Raw genomic sequence first — 15,223 nt, 5'->3', positions numbered from 1 at the left:
GCGTTGGTGCCAACGGTCAAACCAGTGTCTCGTACTCCCAGGCACTGTCAAGCCAACGGGGCGTACCTATAGAGGTACGCCCCGTGGCGGTCACGGACGGAACACCAGCGTGGTGCCCCCGGGCTTGCTCGGCTGGCCCGGCTGGCCGGTCGTCGGCGTTTTCGACGCATGGATCATGTCCACGACCTTCACCACGTCGAGCACGACGCCAAGGCCGGGCACGTCGAGCGCTTCGCCCACCTGGTCGGCGCCGACCTCCGCGCCCATCTCCTCGATCATGTCGTCGAGGTCGCTGCCGTCGATGTCCTCCGATTTCGCCTTGGCCGGTTTGGCGGTCGGCTTGGCGGCGACCGGTTCGGGCTCGCCCGGTTCGTCGATCACGGCGATCACCTCGGGCGCCCGGGCGTTCTCCTCGGTGCGCTCGTGCTCGTACTCCTCGTCCGTCGGTTCCGCCGGTTCCTCCGGCTCCGGCGTGTGGCCGCGCTGCTCGCCCGCGTTCGCGGTGGGGTCGAGGGTTTGGGCCGTTGCGGTGTTGACGGCCTTCACGGCCAGCGGCGCCGTGATCGGCTTGGCCCAGTCGGCCAGTTCGTCGTCCGCGCATTGCACCAACTGATCGACTGCAAAGCCAGGCCACCAGAGTTTGTAGACGTTGCCGCCGAAGGTGAGCCAGCCGGCCACCGAGAAGCCATACTGGGTTTTGTCGCCCTTGCGGTACATCTTGTTCTCGTCGGTGAGGTCGTACGGGCGGACCAGCGGCACGCTCTCTTCGTGGTACGACTTCGTCTCGTTCGGCGGCGCGGCGCCTTGCCCGTTGGCCGTGACGGACGTGTTGACCTTGTTGACAAGCCGCTTCCCGAACCATTGCGACATGGTGTCGGCGGTCGGGCCGACGCCGGTGCGCGTCACGATCCGGGTGCCGACGACGGACCACATGATGTTGGCCTCTTCCTGGCTGTACTTCAGTTTCACCTGGTCAATGTCCTGAAAGCAGGCCACCGTCATGCAACCCTTGCTGCGCCCCTTGTCGAGCAGCCCCATGATGTTGAGCCGCTTGGTTCCGCACAACTCGTCGAGCACCACGGCCATCGTGCGGCGGCGGGAGTCTTTCAGCGCGAGGATCAGCGGGGCGAGTACGTTGACCATCGCCGCCAGGTATGCCTCGGTGAGCGGCTTTTCCGGCTCGCCGCGCAGCACCAGTTGCTTCGGTCCGGCGTAGTCGTCGCGCACCCAGTCGCAGAGGGCGATCTTGCGCCGACGGTCGTTCGGGATGGTCGAGGGCCACGCGTTGGCGAGTTTGTCGATCAACTTCGCGCCGTTCTTCAACGTCATGAGCACCGACATGGTGGCCGGGTTCGGGTCGATCACCAGCGTGTGGGCCGTTTTGATGGTCGCGTTGTAGTTCGGCGACTTCTCGTCGATGTACGGCTCGAACAAGGCCACGAGTTCGGGCTGGCTCAACCCGGCGCGCCGGCTCAACTCCGTCCAGCCGAAGTCGATCCCCCAGTCCATCTGGCAGGTCACGATCACGGCCTGCAGAATGTTGGCCGCGGCGTCGGTGAAGAACCGCTGCGGGCCGTCGCCGGGAATCATCGTCGCGCAAAACACGTCCACGGCGTCGGCGCTCGCCAGTTCGCGGCCGATGTCCCACACGTCGCTGTGCGCCGACCACGGGTTGATGAGTGCGGCGCCGACGCTGTTGCCGTTCTCGTCGAACTTGCCGAACAACTGGGAAAAGTCGCCCTTCTGGTCCGTCATCACCACCTTGGCGTCCATGTCCCGCAACCCGAAGAGCCAGTGCAGCAGGATCATCGTTTTCCCGGCGCCGGACGCGCCGACCATCAGCACGTGCCGCATCCAGGTGTTGCGGGGCAGCGCGGCCACGTCCGGGTGGATTTTCAGGAAGCCTTCGCCCTGCGGAGCGGCGGCGTCGGCCGCCACCTTCTGCAGGGCTTCCTTGCCGCGGTATGCCTTGTTGCCGTCCACGTGCGGCTGCGCCTCGATCGGCTTCGCGGTGTCGCCCCAAACGAGCCGGCCGGTCACGACGGCCGGTACCAGCGCGATCGCCAGGTGCCAGCCGATGGTGAACGGATACTCGTGGAAGAGGCTCACGAAGCGGTAGGCTTCACCGGCGAACGGATGGGTGGGCAGCGCCGCGTTCAGGATCGTCCCGAACAACGCGCCCCAGAAGTCGGTCCAGCCGATCGTTCCGTCGGCCATGACGACCGGGAAGAACCCGAGCAGGAGACTCAAGGTCAATGCGAAGGCGAGAACGGACAGAACCACGGTGTAGGCGAGCGCCCGATCGAGGTTCACCACCTTCTGCGAGGAACTGGTGTTGGCCGGCTGCTTCTGCAAGAAGAGCCGGAGCGTGTTGTTGCTGTCGTCGTCGTACTTGGCCATGAGTCGGCTCCCGGTGAAGCGGAGCGCGATGGCTCCCGTACCGGGTAGCCCGCATTACCTGCGGGCGACTCGACGGAACGGGCGGGTGCTGCGGGTGCGGCTGGAAAACAAAACGCTGGGCGGTTGGTGAGCGCGGCGGCCTCGACTCACGGCTCGGGGCCGTTTTTTGGTGCCGTGGGTTTTGACCGGTTAGGCGGCACGCCGTGCCGCGTCCGGCGGTAGTTCGTCGATGCGGCCACCGATCACCTGGCCGGCCTGATCGACGGTCAAGTGGATCGACGCGAACGCCATCGCCATCGACTTCAGGTGGTCCTCGAACCGCTTGCTCAACCGGTCGTCCAGCGCGGCGATCTGCTGATTCATCGCCCTGCGCTGCTCGTCGAGCATCGCGGCGATGTCGATGCCGTCCAGGTAGGCGTCGATCGCACGCCGGGCGATGTCGCCTTGGCTGATGCCCTGCGCTTCCGCCAAATCTTTCAGGCGGTTGTTGCTGGTGGGTTTCAGTCGAACGTGAAGGTTTGGCATTGCCATGACGGGCTCCGGTGGTGGGTCGGCGTACGTACGATTAACTCCAGCGTCGGCCGAATGCAAACGGGCGCCCGCGGTACGCTGCGGCGACCGTCTTTTCGGCCGTAGCGCGGCGACCGCCGAAGCCTTACCGGGCAAGGCTTCGGCCTCCTTCCATGTCGCCGCCACGCGGCGACGACAAGAGCCTTGCGCAGCAAGGCGAAAGGGCCGCGAAGCGGCCAGGGGAGGAGGCACCGAAGGTGCAATGTGTGTGTTGTCGCCGTACCCCGAGAGAAACGAGGGGAAGCGCAAACCCACCACCGCCGTATGCTTCTTGTACCACTACCCCGGTGTTGCTTGTACGCCTTTCACGGTGTTGCTTGTACGCCTGCCCTCGATGTCCTGCTGTATATCTTGTACGCCTTCCCCGTTATTTCTTGTACGTCCTAACCATTGCTGTCCGACGTTGCTGGAGATCGTGGTGCTGGTGTGGTCGTTGAGGTTCGCTGTGTTTCTTGTACGACCGCCCCGCCTGCCTCGTGATCTGCCCGCCTTGCCCGCTCGCCTGTTTCTTGTACGACTTCCTGCTAAACACGTTTCTTGTACGCCTTTCCGACCTGCCCCGTTTCTTGTACTTCCACGCACGAAACGGTCGGGGGATGGGCGGAAAAACGAGCGGATCGGACGGGGCGACGCGTGAACCGTCGCAAGCAACAACTGCGGGTGCCGGGCCTGTTTTCCGCGCCGTGGACCGTCGAATGCGCTGCCCGGAAAAACCTTGAGGAGTTCCAGGCAATCCGTCCATAAGTCGGTGTGGCTCGCGTACGTTCGGGCCAGCGAGCGCACGCCGTTCAAAAAATGGCGCGGCCGGGTGTTGACGGCCGCGCGTGAAGCCGTATCTTGTACTCATCGCATTCGCGCGATCCGTCGCGCTCAACGTTCGCCCCAGTTCACCGCTGGGGCGTTTTTCGTTTACGACCCGGGAGAACTTGAGCCATGTCCGCCGACCTGAACGCACCACTCGACCGTGAAGCCCAACGGCTAGAACGTACGCGGCAACGCATCCGTGCGAGCCGTGCGAAGTGGTCGAGCGTGCGCAGCAACCTCGGCGCGTCGATCTTGACCGCCATGCTGTCGGGCGCAAAAGCCACGCTGCAGGAGGACGTGACGTACTGCCGCGAGGCTCGGGACAACCCGAAACTGTCGAAGTCGGACCGTGCGACCGCCGCCGTCGTGGCCGGCGCACACCTGAACGACCTGCTGGGCGCCGCGCTCGATGCGTTCGTCGATATGAAGCGCGAGCGCCGGCTGGAGTACCTGAACACGTACATCAGCGCGGTGCCGGCCGCTCTCGCGGCGGCCTCGACCACCTCGGTCGAGCCGGCGGGCGCTTCGCCCGCCGGCCTCGGCAACCCGCCGCACGACGCACAGCAGGCGGCCCATGACGAGCCCGCGGTGTCGAGCCTGGACGACCTCGCGGTTCATCTGGCCGAACCGGCGGCCACGGACGGGGGCGTGTGATGAGCACGCCGGCCAGCACCGTCCGCTCGCGTGCATCGCGCGCTCGCCGGCAGGCGACGCGGCACGCGGTCGGTACCTCGGTCGTTCGCCAGGTCTACGCCGACGTGAAAGCGCTGGTGCCGGCGCACGCCGCATGGGTCGCGCAAAGCGCCGGCCTCACCGGGCCGGAGCAAGCGACGGCGACCGCTCGCGTGAGCGATCACCTCGGCGCCGCGCTGCTGGCCTGGCTGGCCCTGCCCGACCGTGAACGCCTGGTGTTCCTAAAGAAGTACATGCGGCTCGCCCGCGCCCCTGCTTGACCCACCTGTTGTTCAACCTGTCTGGAGAACCCTCATGATCACCGTCCACGCCAAACAACCCTCGTACCTCACCAACACGCCGTCCGGCATGTTCGCGTTCTGCATCGGCCTGCCGACCGACCTCCGCGTGCCCGGTGCGCCGACGACCGTTCGTCGGTCGCTGCGCACGCGACGCCGGGCGCAAGCACGCACCTTGGCGAAGCGCATCGCGTTCGATTGCCTCGTGCTGTTCGACGCGGCCCGCGAGGCCGAGACGGACGGCGCTGGGTTCAAGACCCGGCTGCCGGACGCCATCCGCTCGATCGTCGATGACGCTTTGCGCTCGTCGGCCACACCGAGCGTCGATCAGGCGGTCGCCGACTTCCGCGCCGAAATCGACGCGATGTGGGACGCCTCACCGTCCCTCTCCGTGCCGCGCGAACCGGAGCCGGCGCACTCGTGCGAGCACGTCCTGCTGTTCAACGACGCCAGCAAACCGGCGGCGGTACGCCGGTTCGCGGCGTTCGAGCACGGCCCGGTTCACCCGAACCGCGTGCGCCGCTGGACCGTGCTGCGCCATGTGCCGTCGCCGGAACATGGCCGCCTCGCGCGCCGTCTCGGTCGGCCGGTCTGGTTCGGCGACTATTTCACGTCGCTGTGATCCCGTCGCCCCGGCGGCGCCGGGGCTCTCCGTTTCATCCCTCGCTGGAGTCTCATCATGAACCTGAAAACGTATCGCATCGACACGCTCGCGCTGGACCTGAACAAAACGAAGGGCCGCATCGTGCCGCTCTTCGTCCTGGGCGTTGCCTCTGAAGCGGCGGCCATGTTTGCGATGGACGACCCGGGCAGCGCGCTCGCTCCGTGCGCGCTGGTCGCCACGGTGCTCTTCTTCTGGCTCTGGCTGCGCGCCGTCGTACGGACCCGGGATCTGTTGGAGGTTGCGCGGATCGTCCAGAACCTGCCGCGGGAAGTCATCGCCACGATCTGGCCGTTCCTCACGATCGAGACGCGGGAACCTCGGAATCGCGGTGATCGCGTTTTCGATTGGCTTTTCCGCCGACCGGCCCGCCCGTTTTTCCGCCCGGATACCGACACGCTGTAACGCCGTGCTTCGGTTCCGATCGGTGCCCGCCTCATGGCGGGCCGGGTCGGTACAAGGGGGCCGTGTCGGCGACCAGGCGCTCGCGCGGATGGGCGCCAGCGGGTCGGCCGGTGCGTGAGCGCCGGTGCTTTTCGGAACGCGCAAAAGACATGGGGACGCTCACGCGTCCCCATGCTGTTCGTGGACTCCGGCCCGTGCATCGCCCGTCGCCTGGGAACCCAAACTATTTTTGCCGACCGCCGCCGTACGCGCTTGCTTTAGTTTGGGCTCGAGGTAACTTGGGTTCATGGCGTTGGTGCCAACGCGCAATCCTTCTGGAGTTCCTATGCCTGAGTCGTCCGTCAACCCGAACACGAAACGCTGGAAAGCCTGGCTTGCGAACCACGCGACGGACCGCGTTCGCATCGGGCCGCTCACGCTCGTGCGCGGCGTCGTCGCCAACGTCGATCGTGAAGCGAAAGCCATCGCCATCTCGCGCACGCTGTACATCGGTGCATCGCTGTTGGCGATGGAAAGCCTCCCGCCCAGCGAACGCCAGCGGTTCCTCGATCGTTACGCCGAACTGGTCGAGGCATGACATGAACACGGCCCGGCGCGCGACGGTCATTTTCGGACTTCAGGGCTACGTCGCCCGGAAAGACCACTACAAGCACGAGCGGGCCGCCGCGCAAGCGTCGCTCCGTCGTGTGTCGATCGCCTTCCGCGTGTCGGTGTCGGCGTCCGCCGCGTCGTTCTGCGTGACGCTCGGCGCGCTGCTCACGCTGGCCGCCGGCCGGCAACCCGCGGGCAACCTGGTGGTGTTCTGCGTCGTCGAATCGCTGCTCTCCATCGGCTCGATCGCCGCTTCGTTCCTGCTCAACCATCAAGCGGGCGTCGTCACCGCCCGGTTGAAACACGCGGACCGCCGCCTGGCCCGTGCCCGTCGCCGCCTTCTTGAACTTCAAACCCTTTCGTTTCGGGAGATTTGACCATGTTTTACGACCCTCGCTTTGTAGTGCCTTCGCTCATGCCGCTCGTCATCGCGCTCGTGTTTTTCGCCGTCGGCGGCACGACCGCGTTTTACGACCTGCCCCTGCTCACGCTGTCCGTGCTGCTCGTGGGCATCGTGTTCTTCGTCGCTGGCGTCTGGCCGATCCTCGCCCGCCGCAAGCCTACGGGCGACGAGGACTCGGAGCAGTCGTTCACCGCGGCCGGCCGCTGAACCTGGAGGTCATCATGCGCAACAACTTCACGAACCTGGTTCGCGAGCGCGGCGTGAACCTGCGCGGCGTCGCCGTCGCGGTGGTGCTCTCCGCGGCGGTGGCCCTGCTGGCCGTCGATGTCGTGCTGCTGGCCTGGCGCGGCCTGCTGCCCGGCGCGTACGTACTGGCGGCCCTGCCGCTTTGGTTCGGCGCCGTGATGCTGGTGTCGAGCGACATCGGGCTCACCGGCGAGGAACGGCTGGACCGGCACCTTGGGCTGTCGCTCCGTGGCGATCACCGTGCCGTGTGCGCGAAAGCGTATGCCGACATGTGGTTCGACGAGGTGGACGCATGAACGACCGCAAGCCGAAGCCGAAAAAAGCGAGTCGATCGAAGCAGACGAAACGCCAGACGAACCGCGGGCAGCGTCACGCCCGGCAGGAACGGCTGTGGGCCGCGGTGCTGCACGAGCACGCGACCGATTGACCCGCGATCCTTCTCAACGTTCGGCCCCGTGAAACCACGGGGCTTTTTTATTTTCAGGAGACGTTTATGGACCAGGACATTCCCCGCACCTTGCCGCCGCTGTTCGAGGCCATCCGCCGGCTCGACGACGACGAACTGGCCGCAGCGATTGCGGCCGGCGAGGACGTGAACGCGCTGGACCCGAGCGACCCACAACGGCGCACGGTGATGCACTTCGCCGCGCTGTTCGGCCGGGCGCCCGCGATCAAGCGCCTGGCTGCGGCCGGGGCGAACGTGAACGCGCAGGACGCGGGCGGTAGCACGCCGCTGCTGCTCGCGATCATGGCGTCGGGTACCGGCAACGCACTTGTTTCGCCGCACGCGCTCGACAACGCCCAGGCACTGCTCGACGCGGGCGCGACGATCGACCTGCCGCGCACGTGGGGCACGTTCACCACGTCGCCGCTGCACGAGGTCGCGAGGGTCGGCAATCTGGCTGCCGTCCGCTGGCTCGTTGAGCACGGGCACCCCGTCGATGCAGGCGGGTGGTTCGACGAGCGCGTGGGCGTCGTCACGCCATACCGGGCCGTCCGCCTGAACTTTGGCAAAACGTCCAAGGCTTACCCGGGCGCCTCGTCCCGCGGCACGCGCAACGAGGTGCTGGCCCTGCTGGAGTCGCTGGGCGCCGACACGTCGCGCCCGGTGTTCAAATCGCGGTCGTCGAGCGCCGCCGGTTGACCAGCAGGAGCGTGATGGGTCGGCGCGGAGTTAAGCGCCTTTGTTGACCAACCGCGCCACGGCGTCGGACGGTTCGACGCCGCACGCGCGGCACCAGTCGAGATAGAAGAGCAGATCGACGTAACGCTCCCCTCGCTCCAGCCTCGACACGAACGATTGATCGACGTCGAGCAGTACTGCGAGGTCGCCCTGAGTCATCCCGGCGCCCTTGCGGAGCGCCCGGAGATGCGCCTGAACCAGGCGATAGCGGGTGTGATGAACGGACGGAAGCATGGCGACATGCTCCCTGCAACACTTCAATATGCCACTCTGGCATATTTTGGTAACATCCGGCCACGAACGCCGGCCGGCTTGGCGGAAAACGCAACGCACACTACGGGGGTTTCATGATGAGCAACATGCTGAAAACGGTGGCCGCCGCTGCGGCCGTGTCCTTCGCTCTGGCCGCCTGCGGTGGTGGTGGTGGCGGTGGCGGTGGTTCGTCCGGTTCCGGTTCCGGCTCGGGTTCTGGCACGGGCACCGGCACCACGACGACGAGCACGAGCAACGGCCAGGCGCTTCTCGCCGCTTACACGCCTCCGGCCGACATCGCCGGTGACGTGGTAACGAACTACTCCGGGCCGTCGTTCAACTCGTACGTCGGCACCAGCGGGCTGCAATCGGCCTGCTCGGGCTCGACGGTGAGCACGACGGTGGTGGACGCGCCGGACGTGATCGTGTTCTCGGCCGGCGCCAGCGTCAAGGCGCAAGAACTCGCGGCCGACCAGTTCGAGAACCAGGCACTCCCGACCGTTCGCACGGCGCTGGCCCTGCCCACGACGGGCACGGCGTTCGACGGCCAGAACAAGGTGGTGCTGTGCGTGGACAAGGCCCTCGGCCAGGGGATCGGCGAAACGGGTACCGCGATCACCGGCCAAACGGTGCTCGGGTTGCCCGGCCCGGTCATGCAGTTGATGAGCGCTGATAGCCCGAACTTTGACACTCGCTACCCGAGTGCCACGTCGCTCGATGCGATGGCCCCGCTGGTTGTTCACGAAAGCACGCACGCAGCGCTGTACAGCCTGATGGAGCCGTTCGGCGGCGGTGAGATTTGGTTTCAAGAGGGTACGGCGCAAACGGTCGCCGGGCAGAGCATCGGCACGAAAGAGAGCGTGCTGGCGACCGTCCAGGCCGGCGACGTGCTCGCCGCGTCGAACCCGAACACGAACCTCAACGCGTACGGCGCGTACGAGGCGACGTTGCAGTATTTGACCAGCAGCGCGCCAGGCGGCTTGGGCTATGGCTTGACGAACCTGAAGAACTTCGTCACCGCCTACAAGGCCGCCGCGATGGCCGCGTGTGCGCAACCGATTCCGAACGGCATCATCCCGCCGGCCACGCAAACGACCGGGATGCCCACCGGCCAGTACAACGCCTGCGTGGGCGGTGCGGGCTCGATTTCTCCGCAACTGGAGACGGCCTTCGATACGGCGTTCAACGCCACGTTCAAGGACGCTAGCGGGTCGCCTCTGCTGCTGCACACCGCGGACGGTTCCAATAGCCTCGAATCGACCCTGTATCAACGGCTGTCGGCCTTCCTGCCCTGAACCGCATCACCTGATTTTTCAACGGCTCCGCAAGGAGCCGTTTCTGCGTTCAACACCAACGGAGAACACCATGTCGTTCAATCCCACGCACCGCCACGCTCAAGGCCTCGGCCGCTGCCGCCTCGAACTCGACCCGACGAGCCGCCAGTTGCTCGTCAAAACCGGCTGGTTCAGCGCACCGCGCATAATCCCATTCGACCAAGTGCGCACGGTCGAGGTGAGCACGTCGAACGCGATGGTCAAGCCGTACGTGTTGATCAACACGAAAGACCTCGACCGGCCGCAGCATCGAGTCTACTTTCACACCGGGAGCGGCGCGCAAGAGTGGTACAACCGGCTTGGCGCCGCGATGGACATGCAAGGCATCCGGTGAAGGTTTGTCCACGGCCCGGAGCCTGTGGGAAACGGGGCCAGCGGCGAACGCCGCACGCCAGAGCCCCGTTTTCCACGGGTCGCGCGCAGCGCGAGGCGGTGGTCAAGCCGTTGAGCACCATAAACGTTGGTTACCGTGCTCCGCCCCGCGACGGTTCAACTGGCCTACGCCCCCTCCGTCGAAAGCAGTGCGCGTATATGCGCGAGGTTGATCGCTCGACATAGATCGACGGCCCTCGCTTCTACACTGGTCACATCGCCGGCCGACACGCCCGGGAGTTTTTCGCCGTCGATCCAGACCTCCCCGTCTTGTGTCGTCGTGTAGCGCTCCATGTAGTCCGCAATATCGCTGATGTCCGTCTGAAAAGTCTCGGCGTGCGCCAACGCGTCGGCATAATGAATCAGGTTCCAACCAAAGCGCTCTTCAAAGCCGGCCACGCGCACGGCCAGCGGATCAGCAATGGTCAACGGCGGGGCGTGATCGAGGATCAGTTTGCGCATCCATTCGGCCGGCTTCTGGCCGGCCGCGCCGGCTGCGGAGTTGATGCGTCGAGTTTCGAGCGCGTTAAAGCGTAGCGTGGGCTTGTACTCTGTTGACATGGGACCGTCCTGGCTGAAAAACGCCGGCAAATGCCGGCAATGTCAACGAGGGGCGATTTTGCTGTTCCGAAGGCCCGGACCGCTGGCCTGTCGCTCGCGAACGGAACGGCCACGCTTCGCACGGGAATGGGCGCTTTCCCAGATACAATCTCTGGTCCTTTTTTCCGCCGCGCCCTATGTCCGCTCTCTCGTTCCCGGAAATCCGTACCCGCCTTCAGGCGTTCGCCAAACAATGGAAGCAGGCGGAGCGCGAAAACGCGGACGCCAAGTTGTTTTGGGCGCGGTTTTACGAGTGCTTCGGCATCCGCCCGGAGTCCGCGACCATTTACGAGAAGGCCGTCGATAAGATCGACGGTACCCGTGGGTTCATTGATAGTTTCATCCCGGGCCTGTTGATCGTCGAGCACAAGAGCAAGGGTAAAGACCTGAACTCCGCGTTCAGCCAGGCGTCTGACTACTTCACGGCCCTGCCCGAAGGCGAGCGCCCGCGTTACATCATCGTGTCCGACTTCGCACGGTTCAGGCTGTACGACCTGCGGACCGACACCCAGGCCGAATGCAAACTCTCCGACCTGCCCAAGCACGCGGGCTGGTTCCGGTTTTTGATCGACGGCGAGACCGCGCCGGCCATCGTCGAGGAATCCCCGATCAACCGGCAAGCGGCCTACGCTGTTTCACGGCTGCACGAGGCGTTGTTGCAGGCCAACTTCCGGGGCCGCGACCTGGAAGTGTTCTTGACGCGCCTGCTGTTCTGCCTCTTCGCCGATGACACGGGCATTTTCGGGCAGGACGGGATGTTCCGGCGGTACGTCGAGGCGACGCGCGAGGATGGGCGGGACACCGGCCAAAGCCTTTTTGCGCTGTTCGACGTGCTCGACACGCCGGACACGGAACGGTCGAGCAACCTCGATGAAAACCTCGCGGCCTTCGCCTACGTCAACGGGTCGTTGTTCGCCGAACAAACGCGCATCCCGTCGTTCGATCGGGCCATGCGCGACCTGCTGGTGAAGTGCGCGGAACTCGATTGGAGCGGGATCAGCCCGGCGATCTTCGGGGCGATGTTCCAAGGCGTGCTCGAGGCGCACACGCCCGACGAAAAACGCCAGGCCAGCCGGCGGGAACTTGGCGCGCACTACACCTCGGAGCGCAACATCCTGCGGGTGATCAACCCGTTGTTCATGAACGACCTGCGCGCCGAGTTTGAGAAGGCCCGCAAGAGCAAGCCGCGGTTGCAAGCGCTGTACGACAAGTTGCCAACGTTGACGTTCTTCGATCCGGCCTGCGGCTGCGGGAACTTCCTGGTGATCGCGTACCGGGAACTCCGTCGCCTGGAAAACGACGTGATCGCGGCGTTGTTCGTCGATTTCGGGCAAGGCCCGGGCCTGCTGGACGTGTCCACGCTTTGCCGGGTGCGGGTCAACCAGTTTTACGGCCTGGAGATCGACGCGGCGGCGGCGCACATCGCCCGCGTCGCGCTGTGGATCACCGATCACCAGATGAACCTCGAGTCGGCGGACCGCTTCGGCAACACCCGCCCGACGGTGCCGTTGGTGGACACACCGCACGTCCATCAGGACAACGCCCTGCGCGTCGATTGGGCGTCGATCCTGCCGCCCGCACAATGCTCGTACGTGATGGGCAATCCGCCGTTCATCGGTGCGAAGTACCTGAGCGATTCCCAGCGGGAAGATGCTCGCCTGATTTTTGCGAAGATCAAGAACGGCGGTCTGCTGGACTACGTGGCCGCCTGGTACGTTAAGGCGCTGGCGTACATCCAGCAAAACCCGTCGATCGACGTGGCGTTCGTCTCGACCAACTCGATCACGCAGGGCGAGCAGGTGTCCGTGCTGTGGGGGCCGTTGCTGCAAGGCGGTGTTCAGATCCGGTTCGCGCATCGGACGTTCCAATGGAGCAACGAAGGCAAAGGCATCGCGCAGGTGCATTGCGTCATCATCGGCTTTGGTCTGCGCGTGCCGGAGCACTGCACGATTTACGACTACACCGGCGACATCAAGGCCGAGAACGCGCACGTCATCGCGGCCAAACGCATCAACCCTTACCTGGTCGATGCGCCCGACTACCTGCTGCCGAACCGGCGCACGCCGATCTGCCCCGTGCCGGAAATCGGTATCGGGAACAAGCCGATCGACGGTGGGCATTACCTGTTCACCGACGACGAAAAGGCCGCGTTCATCCAACTTGAACCGAAAGCCGCCCCGCTGTTTCGCCGGTGGTACGGTTCGGTCGAGTTCATCAACAACCTGAGTCGTTGGTGCCTGTGGCTGGGTGATCTGAAACCGAACGAACTGCGCGCGCTGCCCGAATGCATGAAACGTGTCGAGGCTGTGCGCAAGAGCCGTCTTGCGAGCGATAGTGCTCCGACGCAGAAGTTGGCCGAAACGCCGACCCGCTTTCACGTCGAGTTCATGCCGGACAAGCCGTTTTTGGTGATCCCTGAAGTCTCGTCGTATCGCCGCGAGTTCATCCCGCTGGGATACCTGGCCCCGCCGACGCTGGCGAGCAACAAAGTGCGCCTGATGCCCGACGCGACGCTCTACCACTTCGCGGTTCTGCATTCGACGATGCACATGGCATGGGTTCGCACGGTGACGGGCCGCTTGAAAAGCGACTACCAATACTCCGTCAACATCGTGTTCAACAACTACCCGTGGCCCAGCCCGACCGACGCGCAACGCCAGGCGCTGGAAGCGACCGCGCAAGCGATCCTTGATGCTCGTACCCTGTACCCGGGCTCGTCGCTGGCCGATCTTTACGATCCGCGCACGATGCCGGCTGAACTGCGCAAGGCCCACGCGGCCAACGATCGCGCGGTCGATGCTGCGTACGGATTCAAGGGCGACAAGTCGGACGCCGGCCGGGTTTCATTTCTGTTCGGTCTGTATGGCAAGTTGACGAGCCTCCTGCCGGCTGAAAAGCCAAAGCGGGCGCGGAAGAAAGCCGTGGCGTAACGGGATCATGGTGAGTCGTCGTCAAGCCCGCTTCGCCTTCCTCGCCCGTCGTTGTTCGGCCAAGGCTTCAACGTCCGCACGATTCAGGCGAGGCCGGCCGTGCTCGTCGAGCACGACGGTGAGCCGTCCGGCCTCGATCGCCCGTGTGATGCTCGAGCGGTTCGCGTAACCGATCAGCCGCCAGGCATCGGAGAACGAGAGAAGCGGGCCGGTCGGCGGTGCGTGCTTCGCCGCCTGCCAGGCGTGCAGGTCGGCCGGCGCGAACCGGCGCACGCCGTTGACGACCACAAACGGAAGGTCGCCGGATCGTGCGGCCAGAGAAACGGTGGCGATGCCCCGGCCCGTGAGCGCGGCGGCCTGTGTGGCGGTCACGCGGCCGGCGGTGGGCGTGGTGATCATGCTTTGGGCTCCCAGGTTTCGGGACTGAGTTGGTCCCGGTACTGAAAAACCGGCCCTTTGCGGACCGGCCCGTGGGAGCATCGGCGAATCGCTTACGCGAAGCGGTAGCCGCCGGCTTTCTCCTTTTTGCCGCTCTGATGCCGCAGGACGTTCGGCGCGATGGCCTCGGCCAGGTTGAGCGCGCGGCGGATGGCGACGCCTTCGCCGCGGAACGCACGCGGGTCATACTCGATCGCCACGAACTGGTCGAACTGCGCTTCGGTGATTTCCGACACCGTGAACTTCTTGCTCGCCGGGTTGTTCGTGACCAGCACGAACATCAGATTTTTCGGATCGTGCGGTGCGTCCTCGACGTAAATCTGGCTGTAGCCGCTCACGTCGATCTGAACCGCCTTTGCGCTCCAGCCGCCCAGCGCGCACGAAAAGCCGGGAGCGGTGGCGACGGCCGATGCCCGTTCGTAAATCGACATGAGGTCCGGTTGGGTTGTGGTGGTCTTTGCCATGATGAACTCCGTTCAGTGATCAGCACCGGGACGGCGCTGGTACCGCCCCGACCCGCACGTGAGGCGGGCACTGATGGAGCGTTGGCGGGGCGGGCTTATTTCATGTCGATCCATTCGCCCGTGTCCGGGTCTTGCCGTTGTTCGACCTCGACGACGTAGCCGTTCTCGTCAACGTCGGCCTGGGTCATCATCGGTTCTCCGAGCGTTGCGCGGGCGTCGTCGATGGCTTCGATGCGCGTTTCGCCGTGTCCGGCCACGACCTCGTTGTGACCGACGAAACGAAACACGGTGCGGGTTGCGATGGTTGCTTGCATGATGGTCTCCTTGGGTTTGAGTGGCGTTGCGTATGCGCTGCCTACACCTTCAGTCTCTCGTACCGCTGGATAAATGCAATACTTTTTAGCGCCGAACGACTTATATATTTTTGCCACTAACACCGATTGTTACGGCGACGGTTACGCGGCCGTAAAGAGCCCGGCCGTGGCCCGTGGTGACTGGCGCCAGCGGGTCGCCCGGCGCGGATACGCGCCCGTTTTGTGGGGTTGGTTTTGTGCGCAGGCGATGGTTGTGCGCGCACCCATGCAAGACAAAACGAGGCG

General features: G+C 65.1%; 20 protein-coding genes. 13 read left to right on the top strand and 7 right to left on the bottom strand.

Annotated features, from left to right (window positions below):
* Positions 1 to 90 precede the first annotated feature (90 nt).
* Positions 91 to 2,400, bottom strand: coding sequence for a type IV secretion system DNA-binding domain-containing protein (locus PCE31106_RS00700; RefSeq protein WP_150562060.1), 2,310 nt, complete (start codon positions 2,398 to 2,400; stop codon positions 91 to 93).
* A gap of 189 nt (positions 2,401 to 2,589) precedes the next feature.
* Positions 2,590 to 2,931, bottom strand: coding sequence for a ribbon-helix-helix domain-containing protein (locus PCE31106_RS00695; protein WP_150562059.1), 342 nt, complete (start codon positions 2,929 to 2,931; stop codon positions 2,590 to 2,592).
* A gap of 972 nt (positions 2,932 to 3,903) precedes the next feature.
* On the opposite strand from PCE31106_RS00695, the gene PCE31106_RS00690 reads away from it, so the two are divergent.
* The 10 genes from PCE31106_RS00690 to PCE31106_RS00650 all read left to right on the top strand — a co-directional run bounded on the left by PCE31106_RS00690 (position 3,904) and on the right by PCE31106_RS00650 (position 8,195).
* Entirely contained in the window at positions 3,904 to 4,428 is a 525-nt protein-coding gene (locus tag PCE31106_RS00690) for a hypothetical protein (protein WP_150562058.1), read from the top strand.
* Positions 4,428 to 4,727, top strand: a complete 300-nt coding sequence (locus tag PCE31106_RS00685; RefSeq protein ID WP_150562057.1) for a hypothetical protein — start codon at positions 4,428 to 4,430, stop codon at positions 4,725 to 4,727. Before PCE31106_RS00690 ends, PCE31106_RS00685 begins: the two co-directional genes overlap by 1 nt.
* 34 nt (positions 4,728 to 4,761) lie before the next feature.
* On the top strand, positions 4,762 to 5,367 hold the full coding sequence (locus PCE31106_RS00680; RefSeq protein ID WP_150562056.1) for a DUF6538 domain-containing protein: 606 nt from the start codon (positions 4,762 to 4,764) through the stop codon (positions 5,365 to 5,367).
* 57 nt (positions 5,368 to 5,424) lie between these two features.
* A complete protein-coding gene (locus PCE31106_RS00675; protein ID WP_150562055.1) occupies positions 5,425 to 5,811 on the top strand; it encodes a hypothetical protein in 387 nt (128 codons plus the stop codon).
* A 325-nt stretch (positions 5,812 to 6,136) separates the two neighbouring features.
* Positions 6,137 to 6,388: a hypothetical protein gene (locus PCE31106_RS00670; protein ID WP_150562054.1), complete on the top strand. Its 252-nt coding sequence runs from the start codon at positions 6,137 to 6,139 to the stop codon at positions 6,386 to 6,388.
* Between the two features lies 1 nt (position 6,389).
* Entirely contained in the window at positions 6,390 to 6,779 is a 390-nt protein-coding gene (locus PCE31106_RS00665; protein ID WP_150562053.1) for a hypothetical protein, read from the top strand.
* Positions 6,780 to 6,781: 2 nt separating this feature from the next.
* A complete protein-coding gene (locus PCE31106_RS00660) occupies positions 6,782 to 7,012 on the top strand; it encodes a hypothetical protein (RefSeq protein WP_150562052.1) in 231 nt (76 codons plus the stop codon).
* A 14-nt stretch (positions 7,013 to 7,026) separates the two neighbouring features.
* Positions 7,027 to 7,347, top strand: coding sequence for a hypothetical protein (locus PCE31106_RS00655; RefSeq protein WP_150562051.1), 321 nt, complete (start codon positions 7,027 to 7,029; stop codon positions 7,345 to 7,347).
* Complete coding sequence (locus PCE31106_RS24450) at positions 7,344 to 7,478, top strand: hypothetical protein (RefSeq protein WP_302476039.1); 135 nt, start codon at positions 7,344 to 7,346, stop codon at positions 7,476 to 7,478. Before PCE31106_RS00655 ends, PCE31106_RS24450 begins: the two co-directional genes overlap by 4 nt.
* Before the next feature lie 66 nt (positions 7,479 to 7,544).
* Positions 7,545 to 8,195, top strand: a complete 651-nt coding sequence (locus PCE31106_RS00650) for an ankyrin repeat domain-containing protein (RefSeq protein ID WP_150562050.1) — start codon at positions 7,545 to 7,547, stop codon at positions 8,193 to 8,195.
* A gap of 30 nt (positions 8,196 to 8,225) precedes the next feature.
* On the opposite strand, the gene PCE31106_RS00645 is transcribed toward PCE31106_RS00650, so the two are convergent.
* Positions 8,226 to 8,468, bottom strand: a complete 243-nt coding sequence (locus tag PCE31106_RS00645) for a helix-turn-helix domain-containing protein (RefSeq protein WP_150562049.1) — start codon at positions 8,466 to 8,468, stop codon at positions 8,226 to 8,228.
* Between the two features lie 113 nt (positions 8,469 to 8,581).
* On the opposite strand from PCE31106_RS00645, the gene PCE31106_RS00635 reads away from it, so the two are divergent.
* Together PCE31106_RS00635 and PCE31106_RS00630 are read left to right on the top strand one after the other, a co-directional pair.
* A complete protein-coding gene (locus PCE31106_RS00635) occupies positions 8,582 to 9,781 on the top strand; it encodes a hypothetical protein (RefSeq protein WP_254440870.1) in 1,200 nt (399 codons plus the stop codon).
* A gap of 70 nt (positions 9,782 to 9,851) precedes the next feature.
* Entirely contained in the window at positions 9,852 to 10,154 is a 303-nt protein-coding gene (locus PCE31106_RS00630) for a hypothetical protein (protein WP_150562048.1), read from the top strand.
* A 164-nt stretch (positions 10,155 to 10,318) separates the two neighbouring features.
* On the opposite strand, the gene PCE31106_RS00625 is transcribed toward PCE31106_RS00630, so the two are convergent.
* Positions 10,319 to 10,753 (bottom strand): hypothetical protein, encoded by a 435-nt coding sequence (locus PCE31106_RS00625; protein ID WP_060715247.1) that lies wholly within the window; start codon positions 10,751 to 10,753, stop codon positions 10,319 to 10,321.
* Positions 10,754 to 10,929: 176 nt separating this feature from the next.
* On the opposite strand from PCE31106_RS00625, the gene PCE31106_RS00620 reads away from it, so the two are divergent.
* Positions 10,930 to 13,722, top strand: coding sequence for a class I SAM-dependent DNA methyltransferase (locus PCE31106_RS00620; RefSeq protein WP_060715248.1), 2,793 nt, complete (start codon positions 10,930 to 10,932; stop codon positions 13,720 to 13,722).
* A 21-nt stretch (positions 13,723 to 13,743) separates the two neighbouring features.
* On the opposite strand, the gene PCE31106_RS00615 is transcribed toward PCE31106_RS00620, so the two are convergent.
* The 3 genes from PCE31106_RS00615 to PCE31106_RS00605 all read right to left on the bottom strand — a co-directional run bounded on the left by PCE31106_RS00615 (position 13,744) and on the right by PCE31106_RS00605 (position 14,938).
* Complete coding sequence (locus PCE31106_RS00615; protein ID WP_150562047.1) at positions 13,744 to 14,121, bottom strand: helix-turn-helix domain-containing protein; 378 nt, start codon at positions 14,119 to 14,121, stop codon at positions 13,744 to 13,746.
* Between the two features lie 92 nt (positions 14,122 to 14,213).
* Complete coding sequence (locus PCE31106_RS00610) at positions 14,214 to 14,624, bottom strand: hypothetical protein (protein ID WP_150562046.1); 411 nt, start codon at positions 14,622 to 14,624, stop codon at positions 14,214 to 14,216.
* A gap of 95 nt (positions 14,625 to 14,719) precedes the next feature.
* Positions 14,720 to 14,938, bottom strand: coding sequence for a hypothetical protein (locus PCE31106_RS00605; protein WP_060715251.1), 219 nt, complete (start codon positions 14,936 to 14,938; stop codon positions 14,720 to 14,722).
* Positions 14,939 to 15,223 lie beyond the last annotated feature (285 nt).

Origin of the sequence: Pandoraea cepalis, assembly GCF_902459665.1 — a bacterium.
Lineage (GTDB): Bacteria > Pseudomonadota > Gammaproteobacteria > Burkholderiales > Burkholderiaceae > Pandoraea > Pandoraea cepalis.
This window is presented reverse-complemented; position numbering and strand designations above follow the sequence as displayed.

What these genes read in the sequence shown, in the direction of transcription:
- PCE31106_RS00660 (WP_150562052.1), top strand. Translation starts at nt 6,782, where the DNA reads ATGTTTTACGACCCTCGCTTTGTAGTGCCTTCGCTCATGCCGCTCGTC.
- PCE31106_RS00695 (WP_150562059.1), bottom strand. Translation starts at nt 2,931, where the DNA reads ATGGCAATGCCAAACCTTCACGTTCGACTGAAACCCACCAGCAACAAC.
- PCE31106_RS00700 (WP_150562060.1), bottom strand. Translation starts at nt 2,400, where the DNA reads ATGGCCAAGTACGACGACGACAGCAACAACACGCTCCGGCTCTTCTTG.
- PCE31106_RS24450 (WP_302476039.1), top strand. Translation starts at nt 7,344, where the DNA reads ATGAACGACCGCAAGCCGAAGCCGAAAAAAGCGAGTCGATCGAAGCAG.
- PCE31106_RS00680 (WP_150562056.1), top strand. Translation starts at nt 4,762, where the DNA reads ATGATCACCGTCCACGCCAAACAACCCTCGTACCTCACCAACACGCCG.
- PCE31106_RS00650 (WP_150562050.1), top strand. Translation starts at nt 7,545, where the DNA reads ATGGACCAGGACATTCCCCGCACCTTGCCGCCGCTGTTCGAGGCCATC.
- PCE31106_RS00605 (WP_060715251.1), bottom strand. Translation starts at nt 14,938, where the DNA reads ATGCAAGCAACCATCGCAACCCGCACCGTGTTTCGTTTCGTCGGTCAC.
- PCE31106_RS00685 (WP_150562057.1), top strand. Translation starts at nt 4,428, where the DNA reads ATGAGCACGCCGGCCAGCACCGTCCGCTCGCGTGCATCGCGCGCTCGC.
- PCE31106_RS00630 (WP_150562048.1), top strand. Translation starts at nt 9,852, where the DNA reads ATGTCGTTCAATCCCACGCACCGCCACGCTCAAGGCCTCGGCCGCTGC.
- PCE31106_RS00670 (WP_150562054.1), top strand. Translation starts at nt 6,137, where the DNA reads ATGCCTGAGTCGTCCGTCAACCCGAACACGAAACGCTGGAAAGCCTGG.
- PCE31106_RS00690 (WP_150562058.1), top strand. Translation starts at nt 3,904, where the DNA reads ATGTCCGCCGACCTGAACGCACCACTCGACCGTGAAGCCCAACGGCTA.
- PCE31106_RS00655 (WP_150562051.1), top strand. Translation starts at nt 7,027, where the DNA reads ATGCGCAACAACTTCACGAACCTGGTTCGCGAGCGCGGCGTGAACCTG.
- PCE31106_RS00675 (WP_150562055.1), top strand. Translation starts at nt 5,425, where the DNA reads ATGAACCTGAAAACGTATCGCATCGACACGCTCGCGCTGGACCTGAAC.
- PCE31106_RS00620 (WP_060715248.1), top strand. Translation starts at nt 10,930, where the DNA reads ATGTCCGCTCTCTCGTTCCCGGAAATCCGTACCCGCCTTCAGGCGTTC.
- PCE31106_RS00635 (WP_254440870.1), top strand. Translation starts at nt 8,582, where the DNA reads ATGATGAGCAACATGCTGAAAACGGTGGCCGCCGCTGCGGCCGTGTCC.
- PCE31106_RS00665 (WP_150562053.1), top strand. Translation starts at nt 6,390, where the DNA reads ATGAACACGGCCCGGCGCGCGACGGTCATTTTCGGACTTCAGGGCTAC.
- PCE31106_RS00610 (WP_150562046.1), bottom strand. Translation starts at nt 14,624, where the DNA reads ATGGCAAAGACCACCACAACCCAACCGGACCTCATGTCGATTTACGAA.
- PCE31106_RS00625 (WP_060715247.1), bottom strand. Translation starts at nt 10,753, where the DNA reads ATGTCAACAGAGTACAAGCCCACGCTACGCTTTAACGCGCTCGAAACT.
- PCE31106_RS00645 (WP_150562049.1), bottom strand. Translation starts at nt 8,468, where the DNA reads ATGCTTCCGTCCGTTCATCACACCCGCTATCGCCTGGTTCAGGCGCAT.
- PCE31106_RS00615 (WP_150562047.1), bottom strand. Translation starts at nt 14,121, where the DNA reads ATGATCACCACGCCCACCGCCGGCCGCGTGACCGCCACACAGGCCGCC.